Genomic DNA, 15,987 nt, shown 5'->3' on the forward strand with positions numbered 1-15,987 from the left:
CGGCCATGTTCAGGACCCGATTCAGGACTGGTCACGACGCGCGGGCACGGGCGCGTGTCGCCGAGCGGCGGGCCCATACCGACTACACCGGCGGCGTGTACGGATCGATGCTCGCCGCCTCCGTCGTGGCCGGCGCCGGGGCGCTCGGCTCGTTCCCCCGCGTGCAACTGGTGATGCTGCTGTTGCTCACCGGTGTGGCGTTCTGGCTGACGCACGTGCACGCCCACCTGTTCGGGGCGCACCTGGCGCAGCGGCACCTGGACCGCCGGGTGGTGCTGCACGTGTGCCGCGACGAGTGGCCGATCGTCAAGGCGGCCGTGCCCCCGGCCGTCGCGCTGGCGGTCAGCCCGCTGCTGGGCATGGACCCGCAGGGTGCGGCGTGGCTGGCGCTCGGTGTGGCCGTGGCCGGGATGGTGGGCTGGTCGGCGGCCGCGGCACGGCGTGCCGGTGCCTCCTGGGGACTCGTGGCCGGGGCCGCCGCGGTCAATCTGGTGATCGGTGTGCTGATCCTCGCCTTCAAGCTCGCGGTGACGCACTGATGCCGGTCCGGGCGGTGCCCGTCCGCGGCGGTCGCGGGCCGTATCACCTGCGCCGGGTGAGGCCCGGCGCCGTGCCGGGGCGGACCATCACACAGAGGGGCGTGGTTCGCCCGTCCCAGGCCACCCGCGGGAGAGCAGCCCATGCGCTATGAGATCCGCGTCGACGGGCACATGTCGGAGACGCTGGCAAAAGCCTTCCCGGAGCTTGAGCACGTGGTGATCTCGGGCCAGACGATCCTGTTCGGTCCCGTGATGGACGAGGCCCATCTGTACGGGCTGCTGGCCCGCTGCCAGTCGCTCGGCCTGAAGGTCGTGGAGATGCGCCGGCTCCCGGAGTGAGGCCTGCGCCCGGCCGGGATTCATGCGACCCTCTCAACTCCGGTCGGCCGAGCCGCAACTGACCGCCCACCAGGCCGAACTGCCCCGCTTCGCCCGTCGGTTTCCGGCACCGGCGCCGAACGACACCCCCTAGTGCCCCTCCGGCGGCTCACGGTTCCGCTGCTGCAGTCCCGCCTGGACGGCGCTGGTCAGTATCCGGGCGGCGACACCCACGAGCAGCAGACCTCCCGTCATCTGGAGCATGGTCAGCACGCGCCCCGTCTCGGAGCGGGCGGTGATGTCGCCGTACCCGACGGTGGTGAACGTGGTGAGGGTGAAGTAGAGGGCGTCCGTCCTGGTCAGCGGCTCGGTGAAGGCGCTGGGGTCGGACCGCCCGAGGAGGAAGTAGGCGCTGGAGAAGAGCAGCAGGAACAACGGCAGCGTGGCGGCCAGGGCCTCCACCGCCTTGAGCCGGGGGTAGGGCGAGCGCGTGATGACCCTGACCTCCCACACGAACACCAGCAGGACGGCCAGCAGTCCGCCCACGAGGAACAGCGACGCGCCGACCGTGCTGTTGTCGCCCAGGGGCAGCAGGTAGTAGGCGGCCACGAGTCCGGCCGTGACGATCACGGCACGCAGGAGCACCACGGTGGGCCCCCACCTGCTGGAGCGCGGCCGCCCGCCCTGCCGTCGCGGACGCCTCCTGCCGGCGGCCTCACGGGTCCGGGGAGCTGCTCGATCGCGCATCTGTTCTCTCTTCCGTTCCGCTGTCCGGGACGGGCCCACCGGTCCGGATCCACCTCACCCCGGCAGGGGGCCGATTGGATCACCCGCCATGGGTGACCCGGCGGCGGCGCCGGCGCGCGACCCTGGCCTGGCGGTCCCCGCACACCGTCCCGTCGGCGGTCCGGCAGCGGACCTGCATCGATCCCGCGAGGAGGAGCCATGACCGTATCGCGTGGTTCGGCACCGCACACCGGGCCCGAGCACATGCCCGGCGGGACGGGCTCCGGACCGGCGGGCGACCCCGCCGACGTGTCGGCGGGGCTCGGCGGCTCGTGGACCTGGATCCTGTGCTCTGCGCTGGCGACGCTGGTGCCGGGGATCATCGTGCTGGTCTGGCCGCACGAGAGCCTGCACGTCCTCGCGGTCGTCATCGGCCTGTACCTGCTCGTGGCGGGCGCCTTCCGGTTCGTCGCCGCGTTCGCCCGGGAGAGCCAGGGCGAGCGGCTCCCGCGGCTGCTCGTCGCGGTGCTCTTCGTCCTGGCCGGCGTCCTGTGCCTGCGGCACCCGTTGCAGACCATCGCCGCGCTGTCGCTGATCGTGGGGATCGTCTGGCTCCTGACCGGCATGCTCACGGCCTACACGGCCATCGCCGTGAAGGACCTGGCCCACCGCGGATTCGTCTTCGCCGCCGCGGCGCTCGGCATCGTCGCGGGAATCGTGGTCCTGGCCCTGCCGACCCAGTCGGCGGTGGTGCTGACCCGGCTGCTCGGCCTGTGGCTCGTGCTGCTCGGCCTGGTGGAGCTGGGTGTCGCCTTCGCCTGGCGGTCGGCCCTGCGCGGGGCCCGGCCAAAGAGCCCGAGCGGCACCTGACGGCCGGCACCGCCGAGGTACAACACCCACCCGCACGCCGCGCCGCGCGGCCGGTCGCGACGACCAAGGAGATCCCATGGCCCCGACCGATGCCTCCGTTCCGTCGTCCGGCGGCGACGCGGACAAGCCTTCCGGCGGTGCCCCGACCGGGCGCTCGCTGAGCGCCGCGGAGTACGAGGAGTACGAGCGGCTCCGCAGGGCTGCGCGGGTGAAACACCGGTGGATCCGCCGCGTGGGCGCGACGGTCCTGCTGGTGCTGACCCTGGTCCTCGCCCCGCTGGCCGTCGTGTCGGCCTGGGTGCACAACACGATCGCCGACACCGACCGGTACGTGCAGACCGTCGCGCCACTGGCCTCCGAACCCGCCGTGCAGAACGTGGTGATCGACCGGCTGACCAACCGCGTGGTGGAGAACATCGACGTACAGGCGGTGACCGCGTCGCTCTCCAAGGCGCTCCAGAACGCCGGCGCCCCACCCCGTGTCGTGGACGCCTCCGGCACTCTGACGGGCCCCCTGCGCAGCGCCGTCACGGAGGTCGTGCACCGCGTCGTCAGCCGGGTCATCACCAGCGATGCCTTCAAGCAGGTATGGGTGGCCTCCAACCGGCGGGCGCAGACCGCGATGCTGAACGTGCTCACCGGTGAGCAGAAGGGCGCGGTGCGCGCTCAGGGCGACACCGTGCAGCTGGACATCGGGGCCGTCGTCGACCAGGTCAAGCAGAAACTGGTGGACGCCGGCTTCCAGAAGGCCTCCGTCATTCCCGCCCCGGACCGGACGATCACGCTGTTCAAGACCGAGAAGCTGAACAAGGCGCAGAACGGGATGCGGTTGCTGGAAATCGTGGGCACCTGGCTGCCCGTGCTGACCCTCGTGCTCGCCGCACTCACCGTCTGGACCGCTCCGTCACACCGGTTGATGCTGCTGGTCACGGCCGTCGGGGTCGGCGTGATGATGGTGGTGCTGCTGGTCGCTCTGGCCGTGGCCCGGCGGGTCTACCTGGATTCCGTCCCGCCGACGACCCTGCCCACCAACGCCGCCTCGGTGATCTACGACACCGTGGTGCGCTTCCTTCGCGACAGCACGCGCACCCTGCTGGTCATCGCGGTGATCACGGCGCTGGCCGCCTATCTGTACGGTCCCGGGCGCGCGGCCCGAGCGGTTCGAAAAGTATCCCGGCGCGGTACGACCGCGGCCGGCCGGGCGCTGGAGCGCACCGGCCTGCGCACCGGCGAGGCCGGACGCTGGCTGGACACCCACCAGGCGTGGACCACCGGCGTCGTCATCGCCGCGGGGGCCGTGGCCCTTCTGCTGTGGAACTACCCGACGGTCGGCGTGGTGGTGCTGGTGCTGTGCCTCGTGCTCGTCGTGCTGATCGTCCTGGCCGTCCTGGCGGCGGCCGCGGGACCGGCCCCGGCCACGGGCGTCGACGACTCCCGCCCCGTGGCGTCCTGAACATGGCCGGACGCCGCGTACACGCACACGCTCACCCGCCTCGGGTGAGGCGCCCGGTCCTTGCCGTGGGCACGCTGAAGACGGCAAAGAGCGGTGCCGGGTGCGGCCCCGGAACGGAGGAGTGAAATGAGCACGCAGATGCACCTCGCGTACGACTATCCGCTGCTGAGCGCCTTCTGGACCATGCTCTGGTTCTTCCTGTGGATCCTGTGGTTCATCCTGCTGTTCCGGATCGTCTTCGACATCTTCCGCGACGACGAGCTGGGCGGCTGGGCCAAGGCGGGATGGCTGGTCTTCGTGATCCTGTTGCCGTTCCTCGGCGTCCTGGTCTACGTCATCGCCCGGGGCAAGGGCATGGGACACCGGGAGATCGCCCAGGCGCGTCAGCAGCAGCAGGAGTTCGACGCCTACATCCGGCAGACCGCAGGCAGCGGCGGCCGGACCAGCAACGTCGACGAACTCGCCAAGCTGTCCGACATGCGCGCCCGTGGCGACATCACCGACGAGGAGTTCCGCCGGGCCAAGGAGCTCCTCCTGACCGACAACGTCCCCCCGGGCCAGGCCACCTCCACCGTCACCTCGGCCCCGACGACTTCCGACACCTCCGCCCCCTCCACCCCCGGCCGCTGAGCATGCCGGACGAGACGAAACGAGGCAGAAGATGACCACGACACCCCAGGCACGCCCGGAGTCGGCGAAGCAGCAATGGGCCAGCGGCCTGATGATGTTCGGCGCTGTCATGCTGGTGATCCTCGGAGTGCTCGACATCTTCCGCGGCATCATGGGCATCGCTCAGGACAACGTGTTCATCGCCACGCCCAACTACGTCTTCCAGTACGACCTCACCGGCTGGGGCTGGGTCCACCTCATTCTCGGGGCGGTCGCCGTCGTGGTCAGCATGGGGCTGTTCCAGGGAACGTTGTGGGGGCGGGTCGCCGGTGTCGTCATCGCCGGGTTCATCATCATCGCCAACTTCCTCTCCATGCCGTACTACCCGGTGTGGTCCATCGTGGCGATCGCGATCTCCGGGTTCGTCATCTGGGCGCTGTGCGTGGTCCGGACCGAGAAGCCCGGGACGATCGCCGGAGCCCCATAGGCCGAGGGAGTCCGTTGCGCCGGGTTCGGACGGCGGGAAGGTGCGGTGCCCCGGGCAGGTCGCGCCGCACCTTCCTCGTGGCGTGAGAGGGCCGGGAGGTGCTCGACGTGCGGCACGGGTGGATCGGGCGGAACCCGCGGACCGGGCGGGCCGAGCACGCCCCGCAGGAGGAGCCCGCGGCCGCCGTACGGAATCCGGTGACGTGGGCCCGGCTGGCGCTGCTGGCGTTGCTCGGCAGCGTGCTGGTGCTGCTCGTAGCCGCCGGGCTGAAGAGCGTGCTGTGGGTGCTGATCGGCCTCGCGGGGGTGGCCGTGACCGCCGCCGGGCTGTGGTGGACGCTCGCCCACACCGGACTTGTCCGGGCCGTGGGGCTGCTGCTGGTGGTGTGCGCTCCGCTCGCGGTCCTCGCCCTGTACGCCACGCACGGGATGCTGTGGCCGGCCTGTGTGTCCCTGGGCCTGTGGGTGCTGGCCCTGGCGGCCGCGCGGATCGCTCTGACGCCCGGGGCCGGCGCGGCCGCGCGCGGCCGCGAGCACAGGCCCGTCGAGGCCCCGCGGCACCCGTGGATCGTGATGAACCCGCGCTCGGGGGGAGGCAAGGTGGCGCGCTTCCACCTGGTGGACAGGGCCCGGCAGGCCGGGGCCCGGGTCGTGCTGCTCGATCCGCACCGGCACCAGGACGTGGCGGAACTGGCCCGGCGCGCGGTGGACGAGGGAGCCGATCTGCTGGCCGTGGCCGGCGGGGACGGCACCCAGGCCCTGGTCGCCGAGGTCGCGGCCCGCCTCGACGTGCCGTTCATGGTGATTCCGGCCGGTACCCGCAATCACTTCGCCCTGGATCTGGGCCTCGACCGGGACGACCCGGCGGCCGCGCTGGAGGCGCTCACCGACGGTGTCGAACTCCGCGTCGACCTGGGGTTCGCCGCGGGCCGGGTGTTCGTCAACAACGCCTCGTTCGGGACGTACGCGGTCGTGGTCGGGGATCCCGCCTACCGGGACGAGAAGGTGCGCACGACCCTGCACGCGCTGCCCGGTCTGCTCACCGGCCCGGACGCGCCCCGGCTGCGCATGCGGGCCGGACAGACGCATGCCGAGGGTCTGCAGGCGCTGCTCGTCAGCAACAACCCCTACCGGCCCGTCGTCGACTCGGCCCGCCCCGGGCTCCGGGAGCGCCTGGACTCCGGACAGCTGGGCGTGCTGTGCGTACGCGTGGACAACTCCGGGCAGGCCGTACGGCTCCCGGCCCGGCTGCGGCGCGGCCCGAGGGACTCGGGCGTGACCCGGCTGACCGCGCGCGAAGTGGTCGTCGAGGCCGACGGGGCCACCGTCCCGGCCGGCATCGACGGCGAGTCCGTCGTGCTGCCCGCGCCCGTGGTCTGCCGGGTGGACCCGGGTGCCCTGCGGGTCCGGGTCCCGCGCCGCCGTCCGGGCACGCCACCGAACCGGCCCCCGGCCGACTGGCCCCGGGTGATGCGCCTGGCGCTGACCCCGCCGGGCCGGCGGCACACGGCGGCAGCACGCTGAGCCTCCGGCGCCGACGGCTCGGGAACGGCCCGGGAACGGCCCGGGACGGCTCAGGGCGAGACGCGGAACGCCACAGGAGCGGAGGAACGCCACAGGAACGGACGGGGCGCGGAACGTCACCCGGCCCGGCTCTGCGGCGGCCGGTTCCGGGGAAGGCGTGCCGCGGCGATGAGGCCCAGGAAGCCCGCGACCACCAGCGCGAGCAGCGCGGCCGCGTAGGCGCCGGTGCTCAGGCCGGCGACCAGGATGGTGCCCGCCACGGCGGTGCCCAGTGACGAACCGAGGTTGGACACGCTGCGCGACAGGCCCGATATCTCGCCCTGCTGCGCCTCGTCGAACGCCGACTGCACGACGTTGACCGACGGGGTCAGCATCCCGCCCAGGCCCAGCCCGATCAGCAGCAGGCCGGGCACGAAGGCCCAGGAGCTGCCGATGACGTGCACCAGGGCGATCAGGATGACGATCCCGGCCGTGGTGACGACGAACCCCGCCATGATCAGCGTGCGTTGGGCGCGCCGTTTCACCAGCCGCTCGGCTGCCAGCGAGGAGACGAGCAGGCCGAGCGTGGCCGCGGTGAAGATCACCCCGGTTTCGATCGCGTCGTATCCCCGCACCACCTGGAGGTAGGCCGCCACCGTGAAGGACACGCCCATGAGCATCAGCCACTGGGCGCACTGGGTGACCAGACCGAGGTTGGAGACGCGGTTGCGGAACAGGCTCGTCGACAGCAGCGGCTCGCGGCCCGAGCGCTCCCTGGCGTGCTGGTGGCGGAAGAACCAGGCGAGGACGAGGGCGCCCAGGAGCAGCAGGGCGAGTGTCAGCCAGCCGTTGTTGTCCGCCGCGAGGATGCCCATGACCACGAGGGTGAGGCCCACGGCCGAGAGCACCGCACCGCCGGTGTCGAAGGACCGGGAGGCGTCGGGCGGCAGCGGGTCCTCGATCCGGCGGCCGAGGACGACGATCAGGGCGACCACCAGCGCCTGGAAGAGGAAGGCCGTCCGCCAGCCGAGAAAGGCGGTGATGAGCCCGCCGATCAGCGGTCCGGCGGCGGCGCCGACGCCCCCGAACGCCATGATGACCCCGAAGGCGCGGGCCCGGGAGGTCACTTGCGTGAACAGGAGCGTGGTGAGGATGTAGACGGGCGGGATCAGCAGCGCCGTACCGACGCCCTCGAGCAGCGAGTTGCCGACGATGAGTGCCCCGAGCCCCCAGGAGAAGGCGCTCAGCAGGGCCCCGGCGCAGTACACGGCGAGTCCGGTCGTGAAACACCGCTTGCGGCCGTACCGGTCGGCGAGCTTGCCGCCGGGGATCATCAGGGCCGCCATCACCAGGAGGAAGAGCGTGATGACGATCTGCACGCCGTGCGCGGTGGTGTTCAGGTCCCTGCTGATGTCGTTGATCATGACGTTCATGTTGGAGCCGGCGAAGCTGCAGATGAACTGTGCGAGGGCGAGCGGCAGCAACGCCCGCCGCAGGGTGCCGGTCCGGGTCCTGGGGACGGCTGCCGCCTCATCCATGGGTCCACCGCCTCTCGCGGTGCTGGTCACGCGGGTATCCCAGCATCCGCACCGAAGCGGGGCATCACCCCCCTGGGGTGACCTCCGCCCGCACTCACGGCGGATCAGCGGATGTCCGTCCCCGAGGGCGGGGCGGACATCCGCCAGGACGCCTTCGGCGTTGAGGGTTTCGTCGAGCTCCTCGAGGACGTCGGTGGTGGTGGTGGTGGTGTCCACGTCCGTCATCGGCTCCGCCGCCATCACCCGACGCCTGCTGAACGTCCTCGCCCCCGTCCTCCGTCTCCGTCCGTCCCCCGTCCCCCGGTCCGCCGCTCCGCGGCGGCGGTCACCGTCCTTGGCCGGTGCGTGCCAGGAGGCTGCGGTAGAGGAGTCGGCGGATGCGCCGCAGCCGGGGCGGCAACCAGTGCGCCGGGCCCGCGGCGGGGTGCTCGACAGGTGTCTGAGGCATCGCGTGAGTGCGCCCCGCGACCTCCAGCACGTACGAGCCGGTCCCGCCCTTGCCCCCGGCGGCGTCGCACACCACGGTGAAGGGCTCGGGCGGGTCCCCGGGCAGTTCGGCCGAGAGCACGACCCTGGTCCCGCGGTGCCCCGCCGCCGTCCGCCGGTGGCCCACCACCTTTCCGTCCACGAGCAGCTCCGTCTCGCGCCCGGCGGGCGTCTGCACCGTGACGGAGTGACCCTGCAGGTCCACGTGGAATCGGTGGGCACGGGCCATGGCACACCTCGGGGAGCTCTCAGGAGGGCCGGCGCCGCACCCCTCCGCCGGGGAGGCCTTCGCCGCCGACGGAGTACGCGCGGGCCGACGCCTGGGTGTATCCAGTAAGTATGCGACGCCACTCCGGCAAAGGTGTCGGTTGGTCACGGCAGTCCAACCGGGCGCTCGTGGTGATCCCGGTGGTGCTGATCCTGGCGATCACGGTCGCCGACATCTTTGCACCACAGACCATTCACCTCGGGCCGTTGCTCGTGGTCGCGCCCGCGCTCACCGCCTCCTTCGGCGGCTCCAGGCTCACCGCGCTCATCGGCGGCCTCGCGGTGTCGGCGCTCCTGGCGATCTCCGTGATCCGTAACAGCCTCTTCACGTCCAACCACGAGTCCCAGCTCATCGCCCTGATCGTGATCTCCGCCTTCACCGTGCTCTTCTGCCGGCTGCGTGAACGGCACAGCGCGGAACTGCAGCAGGTACGGTCGGTGGCCGAAGCCGCGCAGCAGGTCGTCCTGCGCCCCCTGCCCGAGCACATCGGTACCCTGCGCATCGCCAGCGCCTACCGGGCCGCCACGGACCAGGCCCGCATCGGCGGCGACCTCTTCGCGGCCGTACCCACCCGGCACGGCACCCGTCTGCTGGTCGGAGACGTCCGCGGCAAGGGCCTGCCCGCCATCGAGGACTCGGCCTTGGTACTGGGAGCATTCCGCAGCGCGGCCTACCGCGAGCCGACGCTGACCGAGCTGGGCGCCGAACTGCGCGCGGTCGTGTGCTGGAGCCTGTCCCAGCCCGACAGGGCGGGTACCGACTCGGAGGAGTCCTTCGTCACGGCCCTCCTGGTCGACATCCCCGCCGACGTGCCCGAGCTGCGCATCCTCAACTGCGGGCATCCACCACCGATCCGGCTGCACGCCGGGCAGGCGACCGCCCTGTCGCCCCGGCAGTACGCGACTCCCCTCGGCATCTGTCTGCCGCAGGCCCCGCAGGGAGCCGTCGACACCTTCCCGTTCGAGCCGGGGGACACGCTGGTGCTCTACACCGACGGCGTCTCCGAGGCACGCGCCGACGACGGCAGTTTCTACCCCCTCCTGGACCGCCTCTCCGCCTGGCCGGACACGGACAGCCCGGGCGCGATCATCGATCATCTGCGCAAGGACATCGTCAGGTACTGCGACGGCACCTTCGGCGACGACGCCGCCCTGGTCGTGGTGCGCCGTGAGCCGGTCACCGGGGCCCGGGAGTCGCCGCGGTCCGGCCACCGGGTCCGTCATCCCTCCGTCGCGCACCGGTCCGTGCAGCGCTAGGGCCTGTCGGCGGAGCAGGCCGGACCGGCCCTGGCGGCCCCGCGCGTTGCAGGCTCCCGGCGGCCGGGAAAGACTGAGGGTCGGTCACCATCACGGCCGACCGACCGCGGCGCCGCATTGACCTCGCGTCCCCTGCCTCAACGCGAAGGACCTCCCCATGGACGAGCAGGACGAGCCGGACGAGCACTTCGACGTCGTGGTACTCGGCGCGGGCCCCGGCGGTTACGTCGCCGCGATCCGAGCCGCTCAGCTGGGCAGACGCGTCGCCGTGGTGGAGGAGAAGTACTGGGGCGGCGTCTGCCTGAACGTGGGCTGCATTCCCACCAAGGCCCTGCTGCGCAACGCCGAACTGGCCCACATCGTCACCCGCGAGGCGAAGACCTTCGGCATCAAGGTGGACGGACAGATCACCTTCGACTACGGCGAGGCCTTCCGGCGCAGCCGCAGGGTCGCCGACGGCCGGGTCAAGGGCGTCCACTACCTGATGAAGAAGAACAAGATCACGGAAGTCGACGGCCGCGGCACCTTCCTCGACCCGCACACGATCCAGGTCGCGGGCTACGACGGTTCCGACCGCACCATCGGCTTCGACCACTGCGTGATCGCCACCGGGGCCACCCCGAAGCTGCTGCCCGGCACCCGCCGCACCTCCCGGGTGGTCACCTACGAGGAGCAGATCCTCGCGGAGGACCTGCCGCAGTCGATCCTCATCGCGGGCGCCGGCGCGATCGGCATCGAGTTCGCCTACATCCTGCACAACTACGGTGTGAAGGTCACCGTGGTGGAGTTCCTCGACCGAATCGCGCCCCTGGAGGACGCCGAGGTGTCCGCCGAGCTCGCCAAGCAGTACCGCAGGCTGGGCATCGACGTGTTCGCCTCCACCCGGGTCGACGCGATCGACGAGTCCGGACCGCAGGTGCGCGTCACCGTCACCGGCGGGGACGGCTCGCAGCGGGTCCTGGAGGCCGACAAGGTGCTCCAGGCACTCGGTTTCGCCCCGAACGTCACCGGCTACGGCCTGGAGAACACCGGCGTCCGCGTCGACGAGCGCGGTGCCATCGACGTCGACGGCCGCTGCCGCACCTCCGTGCCGCACATCTACGCCATCGGGGACGTGACCTCGAAGCTGATGCTCGCACACGCCGCCGAGGCGATGGGCGTGGTCGCCGCCGAGACCATCGCGGACGCGGAGACCATGGAGCTGGAGTACGTGATGATCCCGCGCGCCACCTACTGCCAGCCGCAGATCGCCAGCTTCGGCTACACCGAGGCCCAGGCCCGTGAGCTGGGCTACGACGTCAAGGTCGCCAAGTTCCCCTTCACCGCGAACGGCAAGGCGCACGGGCTCGGCGACAGCACCGGCTTCGTGAAGCTGATCAGCGACGCGAAGTACGGCGAGCTCGTCGGCGGCCACCTCATCGGCCCCGACGTCACCGAACTGCTGCCCGAGCTGACCCTGGCCCAGCAGTGGGACCTGACCGTGCACGAGGTCGCCCGCAACGTGCACGCCCACCCGACGCTCGGCGAGGCGGTCAAGGAGGCGGTCCACGGACTCGCCGGCCACATGATCAACTTCTAGCCGCTCACCGGTTGCCGTCGCGAGGGCTGAGGGCGAAGTCGAACGCCACCGTCCCCGGGTCGAGTGCCGTGACACCGCCGTCCACCGTGAGGACCGCCCCGTTGACGAAGGACGCGGCGGGCGAGAGCAGCCAGACGATCGCCTCGGCGACCTCGGACGGGTCGCCGGGGCGTCCCGCGGGGACGAGCTGCGTCGCCTCTTCGTAGGCCTTGTCCACTCCGCTGCCCAGCCCCGACTCCTCGGCGAAGCGAGCCATGCGGCGGTCGGCCATCTCCGTACGCACCCAGCTGGGGCACACGGTGTTGGCGCGCAGCCCCTGACGCCCGTAGTCGACGGCCAGTGAGCGGCACAGCTGGAGCAGTGCCGCCTTGGAGGCGGCGTACGCGGCATTGCCCGCGCCGTTGCGCAGGGCCGAGACGGAGGCGACCGCGACGACCGATCCCCGTGTCCTGAGCAGGTGCGGAAGAGCGGCGCGCAGCAGCATGAAGGGGCCGGTCACGTTGGTCCGCATCACGGTGTCCCACGTCTCGTCCGACAGGTCTCCCACGGCGCCGCTGCGCCCGATGCCGGCATTCAGGACCAGTCCGTCCAGCCTGCCGTGGCGGCGCACCGTGGTCTCGACCAGGTCCTCGACGGCGGTCGGCTCCGTGATGTCGACGGGGTGGGCCAGGGCACCGGTTTCGTCGGCCACACGCCGCAGCGGCTCGGGGCGTCGTCCGCCGACGACCACGTGGTGTCCGTCGGCACGCAGCAGGCGGGCGGTGGCGGAGCCGATGCCGGTGCCACCACCGGTGACAACGACAACACGCTGGTCGGCCATGGTAGTTGGGCTCCTCGTCGATGGGGAAGCAGGCTCTTCGATCCTACGTACAGCGGCGAACGCCCCGCCGCGCGGCCGGTCGGTCACCGCGTCGCCCACCACGGCCGGGCGGCGCGCGGCGCTGCGGTCACGCTCCGGCTTGCGATCAGCGCGCAGTCGGCTTGTATGGAGTCAGAGACCATCCGCGAGCGACGGCCGGCGAGACGACGGGGTTCCTCGCCCGTCCTAGGACATGAAGAGGATGGCAATGCGAACGAACATCATCCGCAATGACCGCATGGCCGTCAGCTACTACGTGGTGAACGGCTGGACCGTCCTCGAGGTCGACGGCGAGGTGGACATCCACACCTCTCCCAGGATCCGGGAAGCGGTGATCGCGCTGCTCGGTGAGGGGCACCGCCACTACGTGCTCGACCTGTGCTTCGTTCCCTTCCTGGACTCGATGGGGCTGGGCACGGTCGTGGCGATCACCAAACGCATCCGCGACCACGAGGGCTCCCTGCGCATCGCCTGCCCCTCCCCCCGGCTGCTCAAGGTCTTCAGGATCTGCGGTCTGCACGAGGCCTACGAGATCTTCGAATCCCCGGAGGAGGCGACGCAGAGCGCTCCGGTGCTCGACAGCCTGGCGCGCTGGCCGCGCCCTCATGACTGAAGTCGGCTCAGCTGCCGGCGGGTGCGGACCCAGACGGTGATCGCCGTCAATCCGGCGAGCGGCGCCTCGGTGCTGGCCGCCTTCGGCGCGTTGGGTGTCCTGCTGGTGATCTTCGCGGAGTCGGGCCTGCTGGTGGTGGGTTTCTTCCTGCCCGGTGACGCGCTGCTGTTCCCGGCGGGTGTGCTGTGCGCCGGCAGCGGTCAGGAGCCGGCGAGGCTGGAGTTGTGGCAGGTGATGGTCTGCGCGGCCGTCGGCGCCGTGGCCGGGGGGCAGGTGGGTTTCGCGGTCGGGCGGCACGGCGGACGGGCGCTCCTGGCCCGTGCCTCGCACCGGCGCCTGGAGCGCCTCGAACGGGGGTCGGCGCACGCGGAGCGGCTGCTGGCCCGCTACGGCTACGGCAAGGCGATCGTGATCGGCCGCTTCATCCCGATCGTGCGGACGGTGCTGCACCCGGCGGCCGGTGCGCTGGGAGTGCCCGTGCGCACCTTCACCCTCTGGCAGGCGGTCGGCGGCCTGCTGTGGTCCCAGAGTCTCGTCCTGGCGGGATACACGCTCGGCGCGTCCGTTCCGAGCGTCGACGACTACCTGCTGCCGCTGGTCGCCGCGATCGTCGTCGTCTCCTTCCTGCCTCTGCTGCTGGAGACACGGCGCACGCGGCGCGGTCGCCGGCCTCGGTGAGGGTCCGCGCGGTCGGCCGGGATCGGGCACGGTTTCCACCCACCTAATGGCATGTTCTTGTCAGGTCTGTCACTCTTCCGTCAGTCGTCGCCCCGACCCCAGGGGAACGCAGCGGGATCCGACCCCAGCGATCACGCAACCGAAACGCGCAGCCCGCGGCCGTCCTCCGGCGCACCCCGACCGGCCGGACGGCCATCGAGCAGGCCGTAACCGCGGCCGTCGCAAAGGAGTTTCGTGTGAGACCGACCCCCCACAAGGCCCTCGCCGCAGGCTTACTCGCCGTCGCCGCGTCGGCCGCCGTGTCACTCCCCGGCAACCCGGCCGCAGCCGTTCCGTACGCGGCCCCCTCGGCCGTCACCTGCACCCCGGCACAGGTGGTCGCCAACGGTGGCTTCGAAGGCGGCACCTCGCCCTGGAGTCAGTCGTCGACCGGCGTCATCACCACTCGCGCCGGCCAGACCGCCCACGGCGGCAGCGCGTTCGCCTGGCTCGACGGTACCGGCCGGACGCATACCGACACCCTCTCGCAGAGCGTCACCGTCCCGGCCGGGTGCAGCCGCGCCACGCTCACCTTCTGGCTGCACATCGACACCGCGGAGACCACCTCGTCCACCGCCTACGACAGGCTGACGGCGAAGATCGGCAGTACGACGCTGGCGACGTACTCCAACCTGGACAAGAACACCGGCTACGTACAGAAGTCGTTCGACGTCTCGGCGTTCGCGGGCCAGACCGTGACCGTGGCCTTCACCGGCACCGAGGACTCCAGCCTCCAGACGAGCTTTGTGCTCGACGACGTCGCCCTCGACACCTCCGGCGGCACGACCCCGCCGGGCGACTCCACACGCACACCGGCCGCACCCTCGTACACCGTCAGCCTCAGCAGCAACACCAACGGCACCGTCTGGACCGGCCACGAGAGCGTGGCCTTCACCAACGCCTCCGCCACCGCGCTCGGCGAGGTGTACCTCAGGCTGTGGGACAACTACCACGGCAGCTGCTCCGCCATGCCGATCACGGTCAGCAACGTCTCCGGCGGCACCGCGGGCGCCCTCTCGGTCGACTGCACCGCCCTCGAGATCGCCCTGCCGACGCCCCTGACGCAGGGCCAGAGCGCCACGGTCGGCTTCGACCTGGGCATCACCGTACCCAGCGGCGCCGACCGGTTCGGCCACGACGGGGCCTACAGCTTCATCGGCAACGCCCTGCCCGTCCTCGCGGTCGAGGACGGGGCCGGCCGGCACCTGGATCCGTACACCGACAACGGCGAGTCGTTCTACTCACTGGCCGCCGACTTCAAGGTGACCCTCGACCACCCCAGCGCCCTCCTGGTGCCGGCCACCGGCACATCGACCGACACCCCCGGCTCCAGCGGACGCACCATCACCACCGCCAACGCGGCCAAGGTCCGCGACTTCGCCTGGGCAGCCGGCCCCTTCACCAAGATCTCCGGCACCTCGCCCGGCGGCACCGCGGTGAACGTCTACTCCGTCTCGGGCATCGGCACGGCCGACGCGCAGTCGATGCTCACCACCGCCAAGAACGCCGTGGACACCCATGCGTCGCGATTCGGCGCCTACCCGTACGGCGAGTTGGACGCGGTGATCGACAACAACTTCTGGTTCGGCGGCATGGAGTACCCGGGGTTCGTCCTCGACCTGGTCAGCACCACCGCGCTCACCCACGAGATCGGCCACCAGTGGTGGTACGGGATCGTCGGCGACGACGAGTACAACAGCCCGTGGCTCGACGAGGCGTTCGCCGACTACGCCACCGACCTGGCCCTGAACAGGACCGGCAGCGACTGCTGGAACAGCGTCTCCTGGGCCTCGACGGCGGAGAGGATCACCAATTCCATGGCCTACTGGGACGCCCACTCCTCCCGGTACTCCACCGTCGTCTACGGCTACGGCAAGTGCGCCCTGCACGACCTGCGCCGTGTCCTCGGTGACACCGCGATGGCCAAACTGCTGAAGGACTACGCCACTTCGCACTGGTACGGAGTCTCCACCACGGCCGAGTTCAAGGCGGCCGCCCAGGCCGCCACGACCACGGACCTGACCTCGTTCTGGACCACGCACCGCATCGACGGCTGACCACCACAGGCGCGCCGCGGCCGACGTCTCCCGGCGTCGCCCGCGGCGGGGCGGGGGGCCGCCGGGGCCCCGCCCGGCCCCCCGCCACCCGACACACCGCCCCCCCCTCC

At 71.5% G+C, this 15,987-nt stretch carries 16 protein-coding genes; 12 read left to right on the forward strand and 4 right to left on the reverse strand.

Translation table 11 applies throughout. The annotated features are described in order from the left end of the window. Positions 1–5 precede the first annotated feature (5 nt). Together AB0A61_RS14680 and AB0A61_RS14685 are read left to right on the forward strand one after the other, a co-directional pair. Positions 6–539: a hypothetical protein gene (locus AB0A61_RS14680; protein ID WP_361291502.1), complete on the forward strand. Its 534-nt coding sequence runs from the start codon at positions 6–8 to the stop codon at positions 537–539. A gap of 141 nt (positions 540–680) precedes the next feature. Next, a complete protein-coding gene (locus AB0A61_RS14685; RefSeq protein WP_361291504.1) occupies positions 681–878 on the forward strand; it encodes a hypothetical protein in 198 nt (65 codons plus the stop codon). Positions 879–1,007: 129 nt separating this feature from the next. On the opposite strand, the gene AB0A61_RS14690 is transcribed toward AB0A61_RS14685, so the two are convergent. Next, a complete protein-coding gene (locus AB0A61_RS14690) occupies positions 1,008–1,505 on the reverse strand; it encodes a potassium channel family protein (protein WP_361291506.1) in 498 nt (165 codons plus the stop codon). 297 nt (positions 1,506–1,802) lie between these two features. On the opposite strand from AB0A61_RS14690, the gene AB0A61_RS14695 reads away from it, so the two are divergent. From AB0A61_RS14695 to AB0A61_RS14715, 5 genes are all read left to right on the forward strand, one after another. After that, the gene (locus AB0A61_RS14695) at positions 1,803–2,453 is read left to right on the forward strand and encodes a DUF308 domain-containing protein (protein WP_361291508.1); all 651 of its coding nucleotides are present in this window, start codon (positions 1,803–1,805) and stop codon (positions 2,451–2,453) included. A 76-nt stretch (positions 2,454–2,529) separates the two neighbouring features. Further along, the gene (locus AB0A61_RS14700) at positions 2,530–3,906 is read left to right on the forward strand and encodes a hypothetical protein (RefSeq protein ID WP_361291510.1); all 1,377 of its coding nucleotides are present in this window, start codon (positions 2,530–2,532) and stop codon (positions 3,904–3,906) included. A 126-nt stretch (positions 3,907–4,032) separates the two neighbouring features. Then, on the forward strand, positions 4,033–4,536 hold the full coding sequence (locus tag AB0A61_RS14705) for an SHOCT domain-containing protein (protein WP_361291511.1): 504 nt from the start codon (positions 4,033–4,035) through the stop codon (positions 4,534–4,536). A gap of 31 nt (positions 4,537–4,567) precedes the next feature. Further along, positions 4,568–5,002, forward strand: a complete 435-nt coding sequence (locus tag AB0A61_RS14710) for a hypothetical protein (RefSeq protein WP_361291513.1) — start codon at positions 4,568–4,570, stop codon at positions 5,000–5,002. 197 nt (positions 5,003–5,199) lie between these two features. Next, positions 5,200–6,525, forward strand: coding sequence for a diacylglycerol kinase family protein (locus AB0A61_RS14715; protein WP_361291562.1), 1,326 nt, complete (start codon positions 5,200–5,202; stop codon positions 6,523–6,525). A 116-nt stretch (positions 6,526–6,641) separates the two neighbouring features. Here the strand turns inward: AB0A61_RS14715 and AB0A61_RS14720 are convergent, their stop codons facing one another. Both AB0A61_RS14720 and AB0A61_RS14725 read right to left on the reverse strand, forming a co-directional pair. Beyond that, positions 6,642–8,042, reverse strand: coding sequence for an MFS transporter (locus AB0A61_RS14720; protein WP_361291515.1), 1,401 nt, complete (start codon positions 8,040–8,042; stop codon positions 6,642–6,644). 325 nt (positions 8,043–8,367) lie between these two features. Beyond that, positions 8,368–8,757: a hypothetical protein gene (locus tag AB0A61_RS14725; protein ID WP_361291517.1), complete on the reverse strand. Its 390-nt coding sequence runs from the start codon at positions 8,755–8,757 to the stop codon at positions 8,368–8,370. Between the two features lie 110 nt (positions 8,758–8,867). Here AB0A61_RS14725 and AB0A61_RS14730 point away from each other — a divergent pair, with 110 nt between their 5' ends. Together AB0A61_RS14730 and lpdA are read left to right on the forward strand one after the other, a co-directional pair. Further along, positions 8,868–10,052 carry a PP2C family protein-serine/threonine phosphatase gene (locus tag AB0A61_RS14730; protein ID WP_361291519.1) on the forward strand — a complete coding sequence of 395 codons (1,185 nt, stop codon included), beginning with the start codon at positions 8,868–8,870 and terminating at the stop codon, positions 10,050–10,052. A 157-nt stretch (positions 10,053–10,209) separates the two neighbouring features. Next, positions 10,210–11,631 (forward strand): dihydrolipoyl dehydrogenase, encoded by a 1,422-nt coding sequence (gene lpdA, locus AB0A61_RS14735; protein ID WP_361291521.1) that lies wholly within the window; start codon positions 10,210–10,212, stop codon positions 11,629–11,631. A gap of 4 nt (positions 11,632–11,635) precedes the next feature. Here the strand turns inward: lpdA and AB0A61_RS14740 are convergent, their stop codons facing one another. Continuing rightward, positions 11,636–12,451: an SDR family oxidoreductase gene (locus AB0A61_RS14740; RefSeq protein ID WP_361291523.1), complete on the reverse strand. Its 816-nt coding sequence runs from the start codon at positions 12,449–12,451 to the stop codon at positions 11,636–11,638. A gap of 277 nt (positions 12,452–12,728) precedes the next feature. Between AB0A61_RS14740 and AB0A61_RS14745 the strand changes: the two genes are divergently transcribed. The 3 genes from AB0A61_RS14745 to AB0A61_RS14755 all read left to right on the forward strand — a co-directional run bounded on the left by AB0A61_RS14745 (position 12,729) and on the right by AB0A61_RS14755 (position 15,877). After that, positions 12,729–13,103, forward strand: a complete 375-nt coding sequence (locus AB0A61_RS14745) for an STAS domain-containing protein (RefSeq protein ID WP_361291564.1) — start codon at positions 12,729–12,731, stop codon at positions 13,101–13,103. Positions 13,104–13,139: 36 nt separating this feature from the next. Next, the gene (locus AB0A61_RS14750; protein ID WP_361291566.1) at positions 13,140–13,781 is read left to right on the forward strand and encodes a DedA family protein; all 642 of its coding nucleotides are present in this window, start codon (positions 13,140–13,142) and stop codon (positions 13,779–13,781) included. A 236-nt stretch (positions 13,782–14,017) separates the two neighbouring features. Then, positions 14,018–15,877, forward strand: a complete 1,860-nt coding sequence (locus tag AB0A61_RS14755; protein WP_361291525.1) for a M1 family aminopeptidase — start codon at positions 14,018–14,020, stop codon at positions 15,875–15,877. Positions 15,878–15,987 lie beyond the last annotated feature (110 nt).

The organism is Streptomyces sp. NPDC046197 (assembly GCF_040646295.1).
Classification (GTDB): domain Bacteria; phylum Actinomycetota; class Actinomycetes; order Streptomycetales; family Streptomycetaceae; genus Streptomyces.

What these genes read in the sequence shown, in the direction of transcription:
- AB0A61_RS14680 (WP_361291502.1), top strand. Translation starts at nt 6, where the DNA reads ATGTTCAGGACCCGATTCAGGACTGGTCACGACGCGCGGGCACGGGCG.
- AB0A61_RS14685 (WP_361291504.1), top strand. Translation starts at nt 681, where the DNA reads ATGCGCTATGAGATCCGCGTCGACGGGCACATGTCGGAGACGCTGGCA.
- AB0A61_RS14695 (WP_361291508.1), top strand. Translation starts at nt 1,803, where the DNA reads ATGACCGTATCGCGTGGTTCGGCACCGCACACCGGGCCCGAGCACATG.
- AB0A61_RS14700 (WP_361291510.1), top strand. Translation starts at nt 2,530, where the DNA reads ATGGCCCCGACCGATGCCTCCGTTCCGTCGTCCGGCGGCGACGCGGAC.
- AB0A61_RS14705 (WP_361291511.1), top strand. Translation starts at nt 4,033, where the DNA reads ATGAGCACGCAGATGCACCTCGCGTACGACTATCCGCTGCTGAGCGCC.
- AB0A61_RS14710 (WP_361291513.1), top strand. Translation starts at nt 4,568, where the DNA reads ATGACCACGACACCCCAGGCACGCCCGGAGTCGGCGAAGCAGCAATGG.
- AB0A61_RS14720 (WP_361291515.1), bottom strand. Translation starts at nt 8,042, where the DNA reads ATGGATGAGGCGGCAGCCGTCCCCAGGACCCGGACCGGCACCCTGCGG.
- AB0A61_RS14725 (WP_361291517.1), bottom strand. Translation starts at nt 8,757, where the DNA reads ATGGCCCGTGCCCACCGATTCCACGTGGACCTGCAGGGTCACTCCGTC.
- AB0A61_RS14730 (WP_361291519.1), top strand. Translation starts at nt 8,868, where the DNA reads ATGCGACGCCACTCCGGCAAAGGTGTCGGTTGGTCACGGCAGTCCAAC.
- lpdA (WP_361291521.1), top strand. Translation starts at nt 10,210, where the DNA reads ATGGACGAGCAGGACGAGCCGGACGAGCACTTCGACGTCGTGGTACTC.
- AB0A61_RS14740 (WP_361291523.1), bottom strand. Translation starts at nt 12,451, where the DNA reads ATGGCCGACCAGCGTGTTGTCGTTGTCACCGGTGGTGGCACCGGCATC.
- AB0A61_RS14745 (WP_361291564.1), top strand. Translation starts at nt 12,729, where the DNA reads ATGGCCGTCAGCTACTACGTGGTGAACGGCTGGACCGTCCTCGAGGTC.